This window comes from Paracrocinitomix mangrovi (genome assembly GCF_019740355.2).
Taxonomy (GTDB): Bacteria; Bacteroidota; Bacteroidia; order Flavobacteriales_D; family Crocinitomicaceae; genus Paracrocinitomix; species Paracrocinitomix mangrovi.
In genome coordinates this window covers 3,107,196-3,127,359 of record NZ_CP091819.1, presented here as the reverse complement: position 1 = coordinate 3,127,359, position 20,164 = coordinate 3,107,196, and the positions used below count along the sequence as shown (strand labels likewise).

The following is a 20,164-nucleotide window of genomic DNA, read 5'->3' as shown; positions in this document are numbered from 1 at the left end:
GCTTTTATATTGTTATTTAATCAATTGTTAGTGTTCTTCTTCTCCATCCATTAATGGAACTGTCTGAGGACAGAAATCTTCTTCCATTCCTGGTTTAGAATAATCATAAGGCCATCTGTAAACTTCAGGAATCTCACCTGGCCAGTTACCATGAACGTGCTCAACCGGAGTTGTCCATTCAAGAGAGTTACTTTTCCAAGGATTCTGAGTTGCAACCTGTCCTCTTCTACAGCTATAGAAGAAGTTGAAGATGAAGATGATTTGTCCTAATGCACCGATTATCGCAAAGATTGAAATCACTACGTTCAAATCCATCATCATTTCATATTGGTTTCCATCAAATGACTCATAAACTGAATAGTCATAATATCTTCTTGGTGCTCCTCCAATTCCAACAAAGTGCATTGGGAAGAATACTCCGTAAGCAGATACCAAAGTCACCCAGAAGTGAACCATACCTAACTTAGAATTCATCATTCTACCATACATTTTAGGGAACCAATGATACACTCCCGCAAACATTCCGAAGATTGCAGATAATCCCATTACCACGTGGAAGTGAGCAACTACGAAATAAGTATCATGCACTGCAATATCCAAGGCAGAGTCAGCAAGAATAATACCTGTAATACCACCAGTAATAAATGATGATACCAATCCAACAGAGAATAACATTGCTGGTGTATATCTGATATTACCTTTCCACAAAGTAGTTAAGTAGTTAAATACTTTTACTGCAGAAGGAATCGCAATCAATAAAGTTGTAAATACGAATACACCTCCTAAGAACGGGTTCATACCAGTAATAAACATGTGGTGACCCCATACGATAAACGATAAGAAAGCAATCGCTAAAATAGATCCGATCATTGCGCGGTATCCAAAGATTGGCTTTCTTGAGTTTGTAGATACAATTTCTGATGTAAGACCCAATGCAGGTAATAATACGATATATACCTCAGGGTGACCTAAGAACCAGAATAAATGCTCATAAAGTATTGGTGAACCACCAGATACTTCCATGATTTCAGTACCTTCAATCAATTCATTACCATAGAAAGATGTTCCTAACGTTCTATCCATCAACATCAACACTACGGCTGAAACAAGAACAGGGAAAGAAAGAACACCAATTACGGCTGTGATAAAGAATGCCCAAATAGTCAAAGGCAATCTTGTCATTTTCATTCCTTTTGTTCTTAAGTTCAATACAGTAACGATATAGTTCAATGAACCCAATAAAGATGAAGCAATGAATATTGTCATTGACGTCAACCAGATTGTCATACCCATTCCTGAACTTGGAGTAGCTTGCTCATAAATAGATAACGGAGGATAAATTGTCCATCCACCACCGGCAGGTCCTGTTTCAAGGAATAATGAATAAAACATCAATACAGAAGACACAAAGAACAACCAGTACGAGATCATATTCAACAATCCCGAAGCCATATCACGTGCTCCTACTTGTAATGGAATCAAAATATTTGAGAATGTTCCGGATAAACCACCAGTTAATACGAAGAATACCATGATGGTACCGTGAATGGTAACTAGACCTAAATACATTCCTCGATCTAAAACTCCATCCGGAGCCCATTTATCTCCAAGGAAGAAAGATAAAGTACTACTACTTTCACCTGGCCATCCAAGTTGAATTCTAAATAATACTGAAAGGATCACCGCTACTACGGCCATAAATATAGCCGTTACCAAAAACTGCTTTCCGATCATTTTGTGATCTTGAGAGAAAATGTACTTTGTAATAAAACTCTCTTTGTGGTGGTGTCCGTGCGCTGCTGTAGCTGCCATATTCTATTCTTTAGTTTTTTCTAAAATCTTATCTAATAATATCAATTAATGCGTTGGTTCGCCTTCTCCGTTTCCAGCGTCTTCAGCATTTTCAGTTCCATCTTCAACAGAAGCGTCATCAGCTTCTAGTTCGTCACTTCCAGCGTCTCCTTCTTCAGCAACATCAACAACTGGTGCATAGTTAATTGGATCAGCTTTCCAAGCTTCAAATTCTTCTTGCGTTCCAACTATTACAGGCAAATACATGTTAAAGTGAGAAGCTCCACAAATTTTGTTACACATTAAAATGTATGAAAAATCAGGGTCTTTAATTTCTTTTTGCATTTCTGCAGTAGTCATTATCGGTTTTAACTTCAACTTAGTTCTTTCACCAGGCACACAGTTCATTTGTGCTCTAAAGTGAGGGAAGTAAGCCGAGTGAATTACATCTCTTGATCTAAAAATAAACTGGTATTCTTGACCTTTTACTAAAAACAATGCTGTTTTTGAAATGTAATCATCACCTGCTTTAGAATAGATTGAATCATTCATAGAACCTTTCATTGTTTCGATTCTAGTTTTGATTCTTCCCATTTTCTCAATGTTGTGCTCAAGCTTATATTCGTTAGCTTTTGACAATCCAACTTCAGCAGTATTAGATCTGAAATTATCAAGTGTTAGTTGATCTGCATCAATGTCACCTTTAATCTCCTCGATTCTTTTGTCTACAAATTCTTCAGTAATAACACCAAGTGGGTTTTCAGCATTCACTAATTTATAATCAGAATATCCTAATTGATTATCATCTCCTGAATATCTGATTGTCCATTTAAATTGTTCAGCATAAACTTCAACTACTACTGCGTCATCTGAAGGTGCTCCAGTAATCTTGTTCCATACCATCAAACCTAAAGTGATGATCACAGCTAAAGCTGCAGCAGGAACAATTGTCCAAATCATCTCTAATTTGTTATCATGAGGAAAGTAGTAAGCTTTTCTATCCGGATGATATGAGTATTTATAAGAGAACCAGAACAACAATCCATTTGTACCAAAATAAACTGCGAATACAATAATCCAGTTAATATTATATAACCAATCTACGTCAACTCCATGCTCTGAAGCAGCAGGAGGCATTGCACCACTACCATACAAATAAATCATATACAATAGCGATCCAAAGAAAATGGTAACAAACACAAGCATCAAACCTGCATTGATGTTATTCGTCTTTAAATCGATATCTTCTTCCCTGTGTCCCTTTAACTTTGAAGAAAGTTCGTAAACACGCATGATCTGGGCCACAGCTATGACCGCCAAAACGATTACGACTAGTACTATTAATTTCATTCCCATTTCTATACTCTTTTTACGCTATATCTATTAAATCTCGTGGTGTTTACTTTCATCCAAATAAGGATGATTTTTTGGCATTAAAGGCGCCTTTGTTAAAGTGTTTAACACATAATATGCAAATACACCTGCAAACGCCAGGAATAAACCAATTTCAATTAATCCAATTGTTCCGTATTCTCCCATTGAACCTGGAGTGATCAACATAAATACGTCTCCCCAGTGACCAATGATGATCACAATACAAACAAACATTAAGATTCCTAAATTTCTCTTAGCTTCTCTAGACATTAAGATAAGCATAGGGACAATAAAGTTAATTAAGAACATTCCCCAGTAAATAACAGGGTACTGATCAATTCTTTGAACATAGTAAATTACTTCTTCAGGAATATCAGCATACCAATAAAGCATGTACTGAGAGAAGAATAAATAAGACCACAAGAATGAAGTTGCGAAAATCCATTTTCCAACATCATGAACATGTGAATCATTTACTTGTGCTAAGTATCCATTTCTTTTTAGGTAAATGATCAACAACATAATTGCTGTCATTGCCGTACACCACAATCCACCAAATGTATACCATCCAAACAAAGTTGAGAACCAGTGTACATCAATAGACATGATCCAGTGCCAAGATGAAGTAGATGAAAAATATCCAAACAATACCAAGAAAACAGCTCCTTTTACGTAGTTTTTGAAGTGGATATTTGTACCACCTTCAATGTCTTCTTGTAAAGATCTTTTTCTAAATCCTCTGTAGAACAAGATATAAATCGCGAAATATACTACTGTTGCAATCCAGAAAAATGGTTTAGTTAAGAATGGTGCTTTTCCAGCAATCATTGAATCATTTTCTACCATGTGATGATCCATCCACTGGTAAATATGACCAACATGATGCCCGTGCTCATTTACTGAATATCCTCCATCCATGAAGGTAATAACAGCAAACAATACAAGTAAGACACCAATACCAACAATTACGTAGGATGCAACGGCTTCAATTACCCTTTTAATTACAACGTACCAAGCTGTTTCTGTTGCGTATTGTAACGCTAGGAAAAACAAGGCTCCCAATGCAATGGCAAAGAAGAAGAAACCATCAATTAAAAAATTAGATAACAACCTGGTCTTAAATTGCGCAGATCCACTATCCATTATAGCTCCAACGATAAACAATACCAACCCTACAAGTACAGTTGCTATGATCGTTTTTTTCGCTTTAGATGAAATTTGATATTCCATGAAAACTATCTTTTCTTTTTAATACTCTAATTAATGTTTCCCTCTTATCCTTCAGGGTTTACTTCATTCACTTCTTGATTTGCCGGTTCGTTAGCTGTTCCAGGATCTTTCCCTTGTAGCTTTTGAACATAGTAAACCAATTTCCATCTTTCTTCTTTATTCAATTGAGATGCATGAGATCCCATGGCGTTTTTACCATATGTAATTGAATAGAAGATTTGTCCTGCAGGTAAGTCCTTAAGTGGTCCATTGTAAGCTGGTGGTGGTGGATATTTCCCTGTAGAAGGCACAGGTCCATCTCCAGCTCCTTTTTCACCATGACAGTGGATACAGAAAGATTCAAACAATACTTTTCCTTCTTTTAATACTTCATCAGAATAAGGAATAGGATTCTTGTCATTAGCGGCATTAGCATAACCTGCTGTATCCTGACGCATACCATACAAACCGTGAGTTTTATCAGCATTAACAGGAGCTCCATGCTCATAAGGCATATCTTCTTTACCAGCATCAGTTCCTGCATAAGGAATTGTTCCTGCAGGAGGCACGAAAGAAAATTTATCTCTGATCAACATTTCTGCATCTTCATCATACTTTCCTCTTACCTCTGCATAATCCCAGTATCCTTCAACTGCAGCAGATCTATACATATCAGGCATGTACTCCATTCCTGGAGAGTTTTCATCACTTTTACATGAAAGTAACGTACCTCCAACTAGTACAGCTAATCCAATATTTTTAATGTTCTTAACTTTCATAATCATGAGTAGTTATTTGATCACCACGTAATCTTTTTCTTCGATCTCAACGATCCCAGTTTGTTTAATCTTAGCATGAAGATCATCAGATGACATTCCTCCATTTTCAGAAAGTCTAATCTCCATTGTAAATCTATCGTCAGTATTTCTTGGATAAGGATTATCCGCAGGCATACCTGGCAAAGTTTTGTTTCTTAACAAATAAGTTAAAGCCATACCATGAGCAGCAAATAATACTGTAAACTCAAAAGTAATTGGCACAAACGAAGGAAAGTTTTGCAACAATGAGAAGTTTGGTTTACCACCAATATTCATTGGCCAGTCAGAAATCATGATGTATTGGAAACCGATTACGGCTAACATCATCCCTGTTACTGCAAACATCATTGCAACAATTCCTAGTCGCGTGTGTTTTACTCCAATCACCGGATCAATACCGTGAATTGGGAACGGTGAGAATACGTCTGAGATATGCACTCCATCAGCAACTAATTTCTTAGCACCTTCTAACAAAGTGTGATCATCATCATAAGTAGCGTATATTACTCTATCTGCCATCTGATCTTTTATTTAATTATTTTAATGTCTTACTCCTCTTCAGAAGCAGTGTCAGTATTATCTTCTTTAATTGGTTCTTCAACGTGTCCGTGGTCTCCTCCTCCATGGTCATCATGTCCAGGTGCAGTACCATTTTTATATGATTCACCAGAAATCTTAACAATTGTTTTCAACTCAGCGATTGCCAACACAGGGAAGTATCTAGCAAATGCAAGATAGAAAGCAAAGAAAATTCCGATTGTTCCAATGAATACTCCTATATCCACCCAAGTAGGATAGAACATGCTCCATGAAGAAGGCAAGTAATCCTGGTGAATTGAAGTAACAATAATTACGAAACGCTCGAACCACATACCAATGTTTACAACAATCGAAATGAAGAATGTAAACAATAAGCTAGTTCTTAATTTTTTGAACCACATTAACTGTGGAGAAACAACGTTACAAGTCATCATTGAAGCGTAAGCCCACCAATAAGGACCTGTAGCTCTGTTGATGAAAGCATAAGATTCATACTCAACTCCTGAGTACCAAGAAATAAATAACTCAGTTAAATAAGCAACACCTACGATTGAACCTGTAACCATGATTACAATGTTCATGTATTCAACGTGTTTAGTATGAATGTAAGCCTCTAATTTCATTCCTTTTCTCAAAATCAACAATAGTGTTTGTACCATTGCGAATCCAGAGAATACAGCTCCAGCAACGAAGTAAGGAGGGAAGATTGTTGTATGCCATCCAGGAATTACTGAAGTAGCGAAGTCAAATGATACAATCGAGTGAACTGAGAATACAAGTGGAGTAGCCAATCCTGCTAATACCAAAGAAACGATCTCAAATCTGTTCCAGTGCTTAGCTCTACCAGACCATCCAAATGAAAGAATTCCGTACATTTTTCTAGAAACTGAACCTTTAGCTCTATCTCTGATAGTTGCAAAATCCGGAATCAATCCAATGTACCAGAATACAACCGATACAGTTAAATAAGTAGAGATCGCAAAAACGTCCCAAAGAAGCGGAGAGTTAAAGTTTACCCAAAGTGAACCAAATTGGTTTGGAATAGGTAATACCCAGTATCCTACCCAAAGACGACCCATGTGAATTAACGGGAACAATCCAGCCATAAATACGGCGAAGATTGTCATGGCCTCAGCAGATCTGTTGATCGCCATTCTCCATCTTTGTCTGAACAACAATAATACGGCAGAAATTAGGGTTCCTGCGTGCCCGATACCTACCCACCATACAAAGTTGGTAATATCCCAAGCCCATTCAACTGTTTTGTTCAAACCCCAGGTTCCGATCCCGGTACCTAGCAAGTAAAGAATACATCCAATTCCGTAAAGCCCCACTAATAAGGCAATACCAAACATGATGTACCAAGCTTTAGGCGCTTTTCCTTCAATAGGTCCGCAAACGTCCTCAGTAATGTCACTGTACGTTTTGTGACCTAAGATTAATGGTTCTCTAATCGCAGCTTCTTTATGCATTATTGCTCAGTTTAGTTTTATCTAAATATTCTTATTAAGCTGCGGACCTTTCGAAATTCGTTGAGCCCGCAGAATTATTTCAATTAATGTCCGTGATCCTCTGCTCCGTTTTCGTGTCCAGTATCAACTGAATCATGTCCTTCTTCTGCATGTTCATCTCCGTGTGACTCATGTCCACCGTGATGTTCAACTTGTAGAGCATCTAATTCTTCATTGTGCTCATTTCTCACTTTCACTTTGTACCAGATATTTGGCTTAACACCAATCTCTTCTAAAGCCTGGTAAGATCTGTCTTCTTCTGATGATTTTCTCACTCCAGAATTAACATCATTCCAGTCTCCCATGATGATTGCGTTAGTAGGACAAACATCAGCACATGCTGTAGTTACATCTCCATCTTTCACCATTCTATCCTCTTTCTTAGCAACCAATTTACCTGATTGGATTCTTTGAACGCACATAGAACATTTCTCCATCACCCCTCTTGTTCTTACAACAACATCAGGATTCAATACCATTCTTCCTAAGTCATCTTGAGATGGATTTACCTCAGTGAATTTTCTATATGAAGGATAATTGAACCAGTTGAAACGTCTTACTTTGTAAGGACAGTTGTTTCCACAATATCTTGTACCAATACATCTGTTGTAAGCCATTTGATTCAACCCTTCATTAGAGTGAGTTGTAGCAGCCACCGGACACACAGTCTCACAAGGAGCGTGATTACAGTGGTGACACATCATTGGCATGTGAACAACTTTAGGGTTATTAGCAGGCTTTTTCAATGCTCCAAAACCTCCTTCTGCAAAATCATCAGGATTTCTTGTACCTACTGTAGCCTCAGCATCAGATGCATAGTATCTATCTAATCTTAACCAGTGCATCTCTCTACCTCTTCTAACTTCGTCTTTACCAACAACAGGTACGTTGTTTTCTGATTGACATGCGATCAAACAAGATCCACATCCAATACACGAACTTAAATCGATAGTCATTCCCCATCTGTGTCCTACTTTTTCTACCGGATGTTCTGGCCACAAATCAAACTCTGTAACAGGTTTTTCTTCGTGATCCCATCCCATGTGTAAAGTATGTTGATGGTTGTATGCACCTTTTCCTTTTGTCTTATAAATCCCTAAAGTAGTTTCCTTAACAATAGAGTTTCTTGCCATTACTGTACTGTGAGTTTGAGTACAAGCAAGGTTATATTCTTCGTCTGTTTTAGAGATGCTTGCATTGTAAACATCATAGTCTCCATCAGAAACTAACTTAAATGCATTAACACCAATAACGTTTTTAGAAGCTTGTCCGTAGTCTCCAACTTGTTGGAAAGCAGCTTTACCAATCTCTTCTCCACCTTCACCTCTTCCGTATCCTAAAGCGATACCGATTGTTCCAGGAGCCTGTCCAGGTTGAGGATATGCAGGTAAAGTCAAAGTAGTATCTCCTACATTAACTGTAATAACAGAAGAAGGAGTTTCTTGGCCTAAACCTTTTTCTAAACCTAATTTATCACAGTCTTCATAAGAAACAGTAGCATAGTTATCCCAAGTTACTTTAGTTACCGTATCCGGCATCTCTTGCAACCAAGGGTTAGCAGCTTGTGTACCAACACCGATAGCAGCTTTTTGATACATTGCTACCTCCATATCACCAGCTTGAATTCCAGCGATATCTTTTCCGGCTGCACTTAAGTTTCCATTGAATGGCCACGCAGATGCATTTGCAGGGATTCCTGAAGGCTCAGTACTTTGGTGTACCATTGCGTTCCAGTAATCATAGAAAGTTGCATGTTTAGTCTGCATTGGGAATCCATATTTTTCCCAAGTCCATTTAATATGATCGTGATAATTGGTAGTGTCTTTTCCTACATGAGTTGCTTCACCAGCCCAAATCATTAATGACTCAGCAGCACATCTTGTATCGTGCAATGGTCTGATTGTAGGTTGAGCTAAAGCATATTCAGTCATTTTTGGATTGTAATCATTCCATGACTCTAATGCATGACTTTCAGCAGCAACATATTTACATAAAGCTGCAGTTTCATCCGCATATTGTGAGATAGCAATTGAATTTTCAACTCCTTCTAAAGCAGTTTTGAAAGATTCACCCATTGTATAAACAGGATTGGTGTTCCACATAACAATAGCACCAACTTTACCAGCTCCCATATCTTTTACCAATTGAGCCATCTTAGCGTCTTCAGATTTGTGAAGCTCGATAGGATTATTCAAATTGATAGTAGATTTATAGTTATTCAATGCATTGTTAATTGAATTAACAACAACTTGAATTGATTTTCTATTTGATCCTGCAACAACTAATGATTCACCCTTTGCATTTTTCAATGCTTCAGCAGCTAAATCTAATTTAGCTATTGTGTCTTCATCTAAAGAAGCAGTATCTGCACCAGAAACAGCAGTTCCAACAACAGCTTTGTGTAAGTAAGCTAAAGCAGCTCCTTGCTGTGAAGGTTTAATCATTCCTCTATAATCTGCATTTGATCCTGTTTGTGACATGTTAGACTCAAACTGATAGTGTTGAGACATCCATTCTCCATCAGGATTTCTTCTTAATGCATATTGCGAAGTAAATTGTGTAGGTAATACCCATGAATTTAAGAAGTCACAAGCAACAGACACGATAACTTTCGCTTTTGAGAAGTCATAATCTGGAATAATTCTTTGACCGAATGATTCTTTGTTAGCTTCTCTAATTCCGTTATAAGAAACAGCATCATATTGTACGTGAGTAACTTTCCCTTCTGTAGCCTCAGGCATTTCACCTTCAACAGGAAGTACATCAGCAGTAGGATTTTGAGCTTGCATCTCCATTGGATTAGGAACCGGAGCTGCTACATACTCGTAACCACCATATTTTGCTTTAAATCTTTCAATAATATCTAAAGTAGAAGGCGAGATTTCAGTTCCTGAAAGAAGAACAATCTTTTTACCACCATTTGCTACTTTGTTTAATGCTGCAGTAATTTCACCATCAACGTCAGACCATGATTTAGCGGCTCCATCAATAGTCGGAGATGTCAATCTTGCACCATTATATAAAGATAAAACAGAGGCTGCGATTTGTGGGCTAATTGCTCCACCTGTGAAACCGAAGTCTTTGTTACCTTTTATATGAATAGGTCTTCCTTCCCTACTCTTTACAAGGATACTAGCATAGTTTGACCCGTCATAGTAAGTTGAAGCATACCAGTTTGCAACACCCGGAGTAACATCTTCAGGTTTTACAGCATAAGGTACTGCTTTAATTACAGGAGCCTCACAAGCAGCTAATGTAGCTGCAGCAACGCTAAATCCTAAGAATTTTAAGAAATCTCTTCGTCCTGTTGAAGCTTCATTGACATTGCTGTCAGAAAGGAATTCTTCAACGCTCAATTCTTGAGGAAATTCGCTTTGTGCGTTCTCGATAAACTCAGGAGTTTGTTCTAACTCATCAAAGCCTTTCCAGTATTTCTTATTTGTTCCCATATCTTTATTAAGCCGCTTAATCTTTTATTAATAGTGACATTTAGCACATTCCCATCCACCTAGTTCCGCAACAGAAATAACATCATCTTCAAGATATTTCTGATATGTCTCTTTATCTTTTAATAGTCTTTGGTGAATTACACCGTAGTAAGTGTCTTCGCTTTCAGGAGCGCCTTTGATGTGGCTACCTGCAACGTCTACGTTTGACAATTGGTGACATTCAATACACCATCCCATTGTTAAAGTAGGTCTTGAAAATTTGATTTCGTTTTCTTCTACTGCGTTTAGATCTTCAGTAGTCATTACTCGAGCCACAGTTTCTTTTTTCATATCTCCGTGACATTGAGCACAATCAACACCACCAACATTTACGTGTTGAGAGTGATTGAAATAAACGTGATCAGGTAAGTTGTGAACTTTTACCCATTTGATAGGCTTAGTTTCACCGCTATAAGTTCTTGTTTCAGGATCAAATCCTGCTGCTTCGTGAATTTTAGAAATCTCTGTAGTTCCAGTCTCAGTTCCTTCATGAACCTGACTGTGACAGTTCATACAAACGTTCACCGTAGGAATAGTTGCGTGTTTAGATTTCATTGCTGCATTGTGACAATATTTACAATCAATACCTAAGTCACCAGCGTGTAATTTGTGAGAATATTTAATTGGTTGTTCTGGTTTGTAATCTTCAAATACACCAATTTTCATCAATCCCATCAATCCGATCACTAATACAGCAACCACACCAACTAAAACAACAACACCAAACCAACCTCTGTTATCCCAAGCCCATCTTCTTGCAGCTTGTGAAACAGTTTCGTTTTCGTTGATTTCTTCACCGTTTTGTTGTTTAATAGCTCTTGATAAGTATCCTCTTGAAGTTCCAACCGCACCAATTACAATCAACAATAAGATTGCAATTACCCACCAGATAAAAGAACTTGATCCTTCATCATCAGTAGAAACTACAGTTTCCCCAGTTGCACCTGTTGGAGGAGGAGGTGGAGTGTAAGACTCTACATAAGCAAAGATGTTATCAATGTCCTCATCAGAAACTGACTGAGGAGTCATTGGCGTTTTGTTCCACTTATTGAACAATTGATTCGCGTAACCGTCTCCACTCTTAATTACAGCTCCTGAATTTTTAATCCAGGCGTAGAAGTTTTCTTCTGTTGAACTCTCAATCCAACGTTCTCTTGCTCCTTGAAGAGCAGGTCCTGTCATGTCCTTGTCAGGAAAGTGACAAGAAGCACAATTGGCTTTAAAAAGCTTTCCTCCAATCTCAGGATCTCCCTCCTGGGCATGGATATTGCTTATAAATGAGAAGAGTGTAAAGGTTGTTATCGCTAACAACTTGAATCTCTGTGAGATAAATGAACCAAATATTTTCATTTGCAAAATTTTATGCGCTTTGCTTGTGTATACAAGATACTTAATCACCGACAAATTTAGCAGAAAGTCGTTTTTTCATGACGTAGGAGGGATATTTTTGAAGGGTGAATTATTAATTTAAAATGATTCTAAATAAGCAAATAATTGCAAAGCCTTAGGTAATAATCACTTCAAGCCTACTGAGGATAAATTTGAAGGTTTTAAAAATGTTAAAAAGAGAGCATAATTCTAGAAATTTCTACTTTTGCTTTAACAAGTATTGAAAATGAATAAAATAATAGTAGCCATATCCTTCATAAGCCTAGCTTACGGTGGTTTTTCGCAAAACGAAAACTGGTTATCTTTTCCCACAAGTAAAAAAGATAGCATTGTAAAAACTGATACTATCAGCAAACAAGTTCAATTAGATTATGATGTTGAAGACGGAAATGTGACAATTCACGAAGATGCACGTATTGAAAAATTGGAAAAATTTGTGCGTTCAGGTGAAGAGTCATTGGATGGAGTTTTAATTGACGGATATCGTGTGATGATTTATTTTGATCAAGACAAAAGCAAGGCAGAATCTGAAAAAGCAAGATTTATGTCTATGTACAATGATGTATCAACATACATTGATTATTCAGCTCCAAATTATCGCGTTAGAGTGGGTAATTTTAGAACAAAATTAGAAGCTGAAAAATTGAAGCAAGAAATCCTTGGAATTTTCTTTACAGCTATTGTTGTAGAAGATAAAATTCAACTTCCTGCATTACCTGAAAATTAAAAAGGGGATCGATATTATCAACCCCCTTTCCAATCAAATTAATTTATTGAATTTATAGCTTAGAAGCTACCTCAACTTCGTGGTAACATTCTACTATATCTCCTTCTTTAATGTCATTGAATTTATCAATATTCAATCCACATTCGTAACCGTTCTTAACTTCTTTAACGTCATCTTTGAAACGTTTTAGAGAACCTAGTTCACCAGTGTAGATTACAATACCATCTCTGATGATACGAACGTTTGCATTTCTAAGAATTTTACCTTCAGTTACAAAGCAACCTGCAATGGTTCCGACCTTAGAAATTTTGAATGTTTCTCTGATTTCAGCAGTACCTAAAATCTCTTCTTTGAACTCAGGTGCCAACATTCCTTCCATTGCATCTCTGATCTCCTCAATAGCCTTATAGATTACTGAGTACAATCTGATATCAATTTCTTCTTGTTCAGCCAATCTTCTAGCTTGTGCAGAAGGTCTTACCTGGAATCCAACAATAATTGCATCAGAAGCAGAAGCTAATGAAACATCTGTTTCAGAAATGGCTCCTACACCTTTATGGATAATATTAACCTGAATTTTCTCAGTTGACAATTTTAACAATGAATCTGATAATGCCTCAATTGAACCATCCACGTCACCTTTAACAATAACGTTCAATTCCTGGAAGTCTCCAATTGCGATACGTCTTCCGATCTCATCCAAGGTAATATGCTTTTGAGTTCTCAATCCTTGCTCTCTGTGCAACTGTTCACGTTTAGCAGCAATACCTTTTGCTTCACGCTCATCAGTTAATACGTTGAATTTATCCCCTGCACTAGGAGCACCGTTGAATCCTAAGATAGACACAGGAGTAGATGGACCAGCTTCTTTCACCACTTGTCCATGTTCATTGTGCATTGCTTTCACCTTACCGTAGTGCTGACCTGCAATGATAAAATCTCCAACTCTCAATGTACCTGCAGAAACCAATACTGTAGTTACGTATCCACGACCTTTATCTAAAGAAGCTTCAACTACTGTACCGACAGCATTTTTATTAGGATTTGCTTTCAAGTCAAGCATTTCAGCTTCAAGCAACACTTTTTCCAATAATTGGTCAATGTTCAATCCTTTTTTAGCTGAAATATCTGCTGATTGGTATTTTCCACCCCAGTCTTCAACCAGAATGTTCATTTGAGATAATTGTTCTTTTATCTTGTCAGGATTTGCTCCCGGCTTATCAATTTTGTTAATGGCAAACACCATTGGCACACCTGCTGCCTGAGCATGTGATATGGCCTCTTTTGTTTGAGGCATTACATCATCATCAGCTGCAACGATTATAATTGCAACGTCAGTTACCTGAGCACCACGAGCACGCATTGCGGTAAAGGCTTCGTGACCAGGAGTATCTAAGAAGGTAATTTTACTTCCGTCTTTTGCAGTTACTGAATAAGCTCCAATGTGCTGCGTAATTCCTCCGGCCTCACCTTCAATTACATTCGCATTTCTAATGTAATCCAATAATGAAGTTTTACCGTGGTCAACGTGACCCATTACAGTTACAATTGGCGGACGTGGCTGTAAATCCTCTTCCTTATCCTCTTCAATTTCAATTGCTTCCTGAACTTCAGCTGAAATAAATTCAGTTTCAAATCCGTACTCAGAAGCTACAATTTGAATTGTTTCAGCATCTAATCTTTGATTAATTGAAGCAAAGATTCCTAAAGACATACAAGATCCGATAACTTCAGTAGGAGAAACACTCATCATTGTTGCCAATTCAGAAACAGTCACGAACTCAGTAATTTTCAAGATTCCTTTTTCAAGTTCTTCTTGTTCTAGTTCTTCTGCTCTTTTATCAGCAATAGATTGTCTTTTTTCCCTTCTAAATTTGGCTCCTTTATTTTTACCACCTCCTTGTAATCTAGCAAGCGTTTCCTTAATCTCTTTTTGGATTTCCTCGTCAGTTACAAGCGGTTTGTCTTTTTTGTTAGGTTTACCTTTTCCTTTTGCGCCTCCACCTTTATTTTGTTGAGCTTGTTTTTCAACGTTAACTTTCTTAATTCGTTTACGTTTCTTTTTGTCTTTACTGTCAGACTTATCCTTTTCAACAGGAAGCTCAATTTTACCAATTACTTTTGGTCCGGATAATTTATCCGAAGCCGCTTTAATTGTTTCAATTTTTGGAGCCTCAACTTTCTCTTCTGCTTTAGCTTTGGCTTTTTCCTCTTCTTCTTTCTTTTTAGCTGCTTCTATTTTAGCGGCCTCTTCTGCTTCAGCTTTTGCTTTTTCTTCCTCTTCTTTCTTATCGTCTTTCTTTTCTTTTGAAGGACGCGTTTTTTGATTAATTGAGTCTAGATCAATTTTTCCGACAACAGCAACACCGACTTTTTTAGTTTCTACTTTAGCTGGTTCACTGGCAGGTTCTTCTATTTCAGCTTCAGTTTCAACATTATCGTCATCATCTTCTTCTACGTCATCTTCATCTTCGTCATCCTCAACGTCTTCTTCTTCTTTTTTAAGGTCATTGATAGATAGAGATTCTCTTTTTTCTCTTCCTACAACTGCATCCTCAGATTTTTGCTTCGCCTCTTTGTCATCAGCGAATTCCTCTTCCAGGACAGTAAGGATTTCTCCTTCTATCTTAGTATTAGGCTTGGAGTCTATTTTGAAACCTTTAGACTCAAGAAACTCAACAATAGTAGAAATACTAATATTGAATTCCTTTGCTACCTTGTTTAACCTTTTTGCTTTTCCTGCCATTTAAATTATTGTGTTGTTTTTGTCTAAAAAAGTTGATTTAAAATAAAGTATTACTCGAACTCAGATCTTAAGATTTGAAGAATATCATCAATTGTTTCTTCTTCTAGATCAGTTCTTTTAATCAACTCTTCTTTATCTAATTCGATAACGGCTTTCGCAGAATCCAATCCAATAGATTTCAATTCTTCGATTACCCATTCTTCGATTTCATCAGTGAATTCGTCAAGATCCACATCTTCGATATCTTCTGCACCTTCACGGTAAACATCAATTTCGTAACCGGTAAGTTTTCCGGCTAATTTAATATTGTGACCACCTTTACCAATAGCTAAAGAAACCTGATCAGGCTTCAAGAACACATCAGCTCTTCCGTTTCCTTCATCTAATTCAATAGATGTGATTTTTGCCGGAGATAATGCTCTTTGGATAAATAATTTATCGTTATTGGTATAATTGATTACATCAATATTTTCATTTTTCAACTCACGAACAATACCGTGAATTCTAGCTCCTTTCATACCTACACATGCACCAACAGGATCAATTCTGTCGTCATATGATTCAACGGCAACTTTAGCTCTTTCTCCTGGTTCTCTAACAATCTTTTTAATTGTAATCAATCCGTCAAATACTTCAGGTACTTCTAACTCGAACAATCTCTCCAAGAATTCAGGAGCAGTTCTAGAAAGGATAATAATAGGAGAGTTGTTTCTTAAATCAACACGTGCTACCACAGCTCTGATTGCTTCTCCTTTTTTGAAATAATCTGAAGGTATTTGTTCAGATTTAGGAAGGATCAATTCATTACCTTCATCATCCAAAATAAGAATTTCTCTTTTCCACACCTGATAAACTTCTCCGGTGATGATTTCTCCAATTCTCTCTTTGTATTTTTTGTAGATATGATCTTTCTCTAATTCAAGAATTCTTGAAATAAGGTTTTGACGTAATGACAATACATTTCTTCTTCCAAAATCTCCCAATTTAATTTCTTCTGCTACCTCTTCACCAACTTCAAAGTCAGGTTCAATTTTAATAGCATCTGACAATGAAATTTCAAGATTTTCATCTTCAACTTCTCCATCAGGAACGATTTCTCTGTTGATCCAAATCTCAACATCACCTTTATCAGGGTTAATAATTACATCAATGTGATCATCCGAACCGTATTTTTTCTTCAACATTGAACGAAAAACATCTTGTAAGATGTTCATCATTGTTTCTCTGTCAATGTTTTTAAATTCTTTAAATTCCGAAAACGACTCAATTAATTCCAGCGCATTCATATCTCAATTAAAATTACAAACTCTAAAAACTAATTTGCAGTTTAGTTTCTTTGATTTCAACATATTTAAGTGGGATCTCCGTTGTCACCCATTCTTTCTTCTTTTTCCCTTCGACCTTTACTTTTTCTTTTTTCTCGATAATGATACCTTCGTCATCTGCACTTAACAAAGTTCCCTCTATCGATTTTCCATGTTCAAATAATTGAACTTTAACTTCTCTGCCAACATTCTTTAGGTACTGTTTAGTTACCTTAAATGGATTTGTCATTCCGGCAGAAGAAACCTCTAAAGAAAAATCTTCCTGGTCTCGATCTAAATTGTGCTCAACATTTCTACTAATAGCAATACAATCTTCAATTGAAACGGCACCATCTTCTTTATCTAACTCGATCAAAATTTGATTGCCATTTCTAATGATAATATCCACGATATAAAGCTTTTCATCTCTCTCAGCAATCCTCTCTTCAACCAAGCTTTTTACCAATTCTTTTGCTATCATTTTGAGTACAAAAAGAGGGGACTTTCGTCCCCTCTCGATCTTGTTTTAATATTTTTAACGGTACAAATATAGTGATTAATCTAAATCTACCAAGCATTAAACGTTAAGTTATTTAATCCTGTATGTTAAGATTGAATTTTAAACAACACTACTTTGGAAGGAGAAGCGTCATTTTCAAGGCTGGTAATTTGGATGTTAGCCACATATATTCCGTCTTTCACCTCATCCGGAATAAAAACTAATTCGGTTATTGATTTTTCTAATTGAGGATTGTTTGGATAATCCCAAAATGCATGATGTGCAGCCAAGACACCCTTATCTTCTTCTCTGTCCACTGATGGCAGATCTACAATTAAATGTTTTATCCCCAAGTCATTGATAAAATGAATACATGCTTCATCATAATAGATTGGGTTGGTACTGGAATAATTTTTTGAAAGTTTATTAATTCCATTTGGCATTGTTCTAATTACAAGTGCATCTACATCTTGAGGTAAATCCAGATTATCTATAGCTTCTTTAATAGCCTCTACCTGCACTACATCATCTTCTTTTTGAAACTCATCATTAAAGACTTTTGCAGGAACTACAGTAATCAATGCCGCTTTAAAATGAAAAGTTTTAAGGCACTTATTAATAGAATACCATTCCTTTGAAATATGTCCAACGCATTCAGTATGTGTACCATGTGCGTGTGGATTCATACTCAAATGTCTGAAATTCACTGCGCCTCCCTGATTGACGTCACCAATAAATTGATCTGTCATAACCGGGGTTAACTCAATCGGACCATAATACCAGGCCAAAACCGGATTTTTACCATTGTGAATTGGAATAGAAATATCAATAGGTGCATCAGTATCGATAAATTCTTTTTCGTTGAGTTTTAAAATCATTCACTAAATATAAATTAAATACCTTTACTATAATATTTGATCAGCACATGGCAAAGCATAAATTGACATTTGATGAAGAATACGATTTTCAATTGATCGGAATTTGCAGCAGTCATTCAGATTATAGACTTTGTTGGAGTATCAATAACAGTTTATCCATTGGATTAAACAAAGAAGAAGATTACAGTGTTATAGAGAAAAAGCAAGGTGAACATTTACATTCGTTTTACAGTTATTATGACGAAGAGGAGCACATTGAATATTATTTGATAAAAAACCTTTCAAACAACTATCAAAGACTTATTCCTGAGAAAGATCAAATAGATTATTTTTTAGTGATCAAGAATAACTACGTGCGAGAAATTAACGATATATTAAACCAATTGAAGCAAATTGAAGTTATTTTAACCGCATTTATTTTTGAGCCGGACGAATTAAAGTCCAAATCCAATTTAGTTTTTTAAATCCAATATGAAGAAAACAAAAATAGTAGCCACTATAGGGCCGTCATCAAGTAGCAAAGAGACTTTGAAAAAAATGATTGAAGCAGGACTCAATGTTTGCCGAATCAATTTTTCTCATGGTGCACATGAAGATCACAAAGCTGTAATAGATATTATTAGAGAGATCAATGATGAATTGGGTACCAACGTAGCTTTACTGGCAGATTTACAAGGGCCAAAAATTAGAATAGGAGAAGTAGAAGACAATGGTGTTTTAATAGAAGATGGGAGTGAATTAATTTTCACAACAGAAAAGTGCATGGGTACTAACAAAAAAGTGTACCTGAGCTATGAAACATTTCCACAAGATGTTAAAGTTGGAGATATTTTATTGGTTGATGATGGAAGATTTCAATTGAAAGTAAAATCTACTGATGGCAAAAAAGAGGTGGTGACGATAGTAGAACATGGAGGGATATTAAGTTCAAAAAAGGGAGTTAATCTACCAAACACAGCTATTTCATTACCGTCACTTACAGAAAAAGACAGAAAAGATCTTGAATTTGCATTGTCTCTAGACATTGATTGGATAGGATTGTCATTTGTAAGATCTGCACAAGACATAAAAGAATTAAAGAAAATCATCAAGGCTAAGAAAAAGCACGCCAAAGTAATTGCGAAAATTGAAAAACCTGAAGCAGTTTGGGATATTGAAGATATTATAGCAGAAACTGATGGTGTGATGATTGCCAGAGGAGATTTAGGTGTTGAAGTTCCAATGGAAAAAGTGCCAAATCTCCAGAAAAAAATCATCAAATTATGTCGTCTTCACGCTAAACCTACAATTGTGGCAACGCAAATGATGGAAAGCATGATTAAAAATTTCAGACCAACCAGAGCTGAAGTAAATGATGTTGCCAATGCTGTAATGGATGGGGCTGATGCCGTAATGTTGAGTGGTGAAACTTCAATAGGAGATCATCCTGTTGATGTTATCAAGGCCATGGTTAAAATTGTTTTAGAAGTTGAAGCCAATCCTGAAATTTATGAGAAAGAAGAATTACCTGAAAAAAATCAGGAAAGGTTTATTACTGATTCTATTTGCTTTAACGCAGCCAGAATGGCTAAAAGAGTTGATGCAGCCGGAATTATTACTATGACTTTTTCAGGGTATACTGCTTATAAAATTTCATCTCAGAGACCTAAAGCAACGACCTATGTCTTTACTGAAAATCGTCAGATTTTAACTCAGCTAAACTTGGTTTGGGGTGTTATTGGATTCTTTTATGATCAAATGGAAAGTACAGATCAAACTATTAAGGATTGTAAAGCCTATTTATTTGAAAAAGACTATTTGAAGAAAGGTGATTTAGTCTTGAATATTGCTTCTATTCCAATGGAAGAAAGAGGGCAATCTAACATGATGAAACTAAGCGAGGTTTAATTT

At 36.5% G+C, this 20,164-nt stretch carries 15 protein-coding genes; 3 read left to right on the top strand and 12 right to left on the bottom strand.

What is annotated here, in order from left to right; translation table 11 throughout:
* Positions 1–27 precede the first annotated feature (27 nt).
* The 8 genes from K6119_RS14165 to K6119_RS14130 all read right to left on the bottom strand — a co-directional run bounded on the left by K6119_RS14165 (position 28) and on the right by K6119_RS14130 (position 12,081).
* Positions 28–1,812: a cytochrome c oxidase subunit I gene (locus K6119_RS14165; RefSeq protein WP_221832727.1), complete on the bottom strand. Its 1,785-nt coding sequence runs from the start codon at positions 1,810–1,812 to the stop codon at positions 28–30.
* Between the two features lie 45 nt (positions 1,813–1,857).
* Entirely contained in the window at positions 1,858–3,147 is a 1,290-nt protein-coding gene (locus K6119_RS14160; RefSeq protein ID WP_237828023.1) for a cytochrome c oxidase subunit II, read from the bottom strand.
* 27 nt (positions 3,148–3,174) lie between these two features.
* Entirely contained in the window at positions 3,175–4,395 is a 1,221-nt protein-coding gene (locus tag K6119_RS14155) for a quinol:cytochrome C oxidoreductase (protein WP_237828022.1), read from the bottom strand.
* A gap of 44 nt (positions 4,396–4,439) precedes the next feature.
* Positions 4,440–5,159, bottom strand: coding sequence for a c-type cytochrome (locus K6119_RS14150; protein ID WP_221832725.1), 720 nt, complete (start codon positions 5,157–5,159; stop codon positions 4,440–4,442).
* 6 nt (positions 5,160–5,165) lie between these two features.
* Positions 5,166–5,711 carry a DUF3341 domain-containing protein gene (locus K6119_RS14145; RefSeq protein WP_221832724.1) on the bottom strand — a complete coding sequence of 182 codons (546 nt, stop codon included), beginning with the start codon at positions 5,709–5,711 and terminating at the stop codon, positions 5,166–5,168.
* Positions 5,712–5,740: 29 nt separating this feature from the next.
* Positions 5,741–7,204 (bottom strand): NrfD/PsrC family molybdoenzyme membrane anchor subunit, encoded by a 1,464-nt coding sequence (gene nrfD / locus K6119_RS14140; protein WP_221832723.1) that lies wholly within the window; start codon positions 7,202–7,204, stop codon positions 5,741–5,743.
* 83 nt (positions 7,205–7,287) lie between these two features.
* Positions 7,288–10,692 carry a TAT-variant-translocated molybdopterin oxidoreductase gene (locus K6119_RS14135; RefSeq protein WP_221832722.1) on the bottom strand — a complete coding sequence of 1,135 codons (3,405 nt, stop codon included), beginning with the start codon at positions 10,690–10,692 and terminating at the stop codon, positions 7,288–7,290.
* A 27-nt stretch (positions 10,693–10,719) separates the two neighbouring features.
* Positions 10,720–12,081, bottom strand: coding sequence for a c-type cytochrome (locus tag K6119_RS14130; protein WP_221832721.1), 1,362 nt, complete (start codon positions 12,079–12,081; stop codon positions 10,720–10,722).
* A 265-nt stretch (positions 12,082–12,346) separates the two neighbouring features.
* On the opposite strand from K6119_RS14130, the gene K6119_RS14125 reads away from it, so the two are divergent.
* Entirely contained in the window at positions 12,347–12,847 is a 501-nt protein-coding gene (locus K6119_RS14125) for an SPOR domain-containing protein (RefSeq protein WP_221832720.1), read from the top strand.
* A gap of 52 nt (positions 12,848–12,899) precedes the next feature.
* Here the strand turns inward: K6119_RS14125 and infB are convergent, their stop codons facing one another.
* The 4 genes from infB to K6119_RS14105 all read right to left on the bottom strand — a co-directional run bounded on the left by infB (position 12,900) and on the right by K6119_RS14105 (position 18,274).
* The gene (gene infB, locus K6119_RS14120) at positions 12,900–15,593 is read right to left on the bottom strand and encodes a translation initiation factor IF-2 (protein ID WP_221832719.1); all 2,694 of its coding nucleotides are present in this window, start codon (positions 15,591–15,593) and stop codon (positions 12,900–12,902) included.
* 50 nt (positions 15,594–15,643) lie between these two features.
* Positions 15,644–16,879, bottom strand: coding sequence for a transcription termination factor NusA (gene nusA, locus K6119_RS14115; protein ID WP_221832718.1), 1,236 nt, complete (start codon positions 16,877–16,879; stop codon positions 15,644–15,646).
* A 22-nt stretch (positions 16,880–16,901) separates the two neighbouring features.
* Positions 16,902–17,378, bottom strand: a complete 477-nt coding sequence (gene rimP / locus K6119_RS14110) for a ribosome assembly cofactor RimP (RefSeq protein WP_221832716.1) — start codon at positions 17,376–17,378, stop codon at positions 16,902–16,904.
* Positions 17,379–17,503: 125 nt separating this feature from the next.
* Positions 17,504–18,274: a cyclase family protein gene (locus K6119_RS14105; RefSeq protein WP_221832714.1), complete on the bottom strand. Its 771-nt coding sequence runs from the start codon at positions 18,272–18,274 to the stop codon at positions 17,504–17,506.
* Positions 18,275–18,321: 47 nt separating this feature from the next.
* Between K6119_RS14105 and K6119_RS14100 the strand changes: the two genes are divergently transcribed.
* The gene (locus tag K6119_RS14100; protein ID WP_221832712.1) at positions 18,322–18,738 is read left to right on the top strand and encodes an IPExxxVDY family protein; all 417 of its coding nucleotides are present in this window, start codon (positions 18,322–18,324) and stop codon (positions 18,736–18,738) included.
* 7 nt (positions 18,739–18,745) lie between these two features.
* Positions 18,746–20,161, top strand: coding sequence for a pyruvate kinase (pyk, locus tag K6119_RS14095; protein WP_221832711.1), 1,416 nt, complete (start codon positions 18,746–18,748; stop codon positions 20,159–20,161).
* Positions 20,162–20,164: the final 3 nt, after the last annotated feature.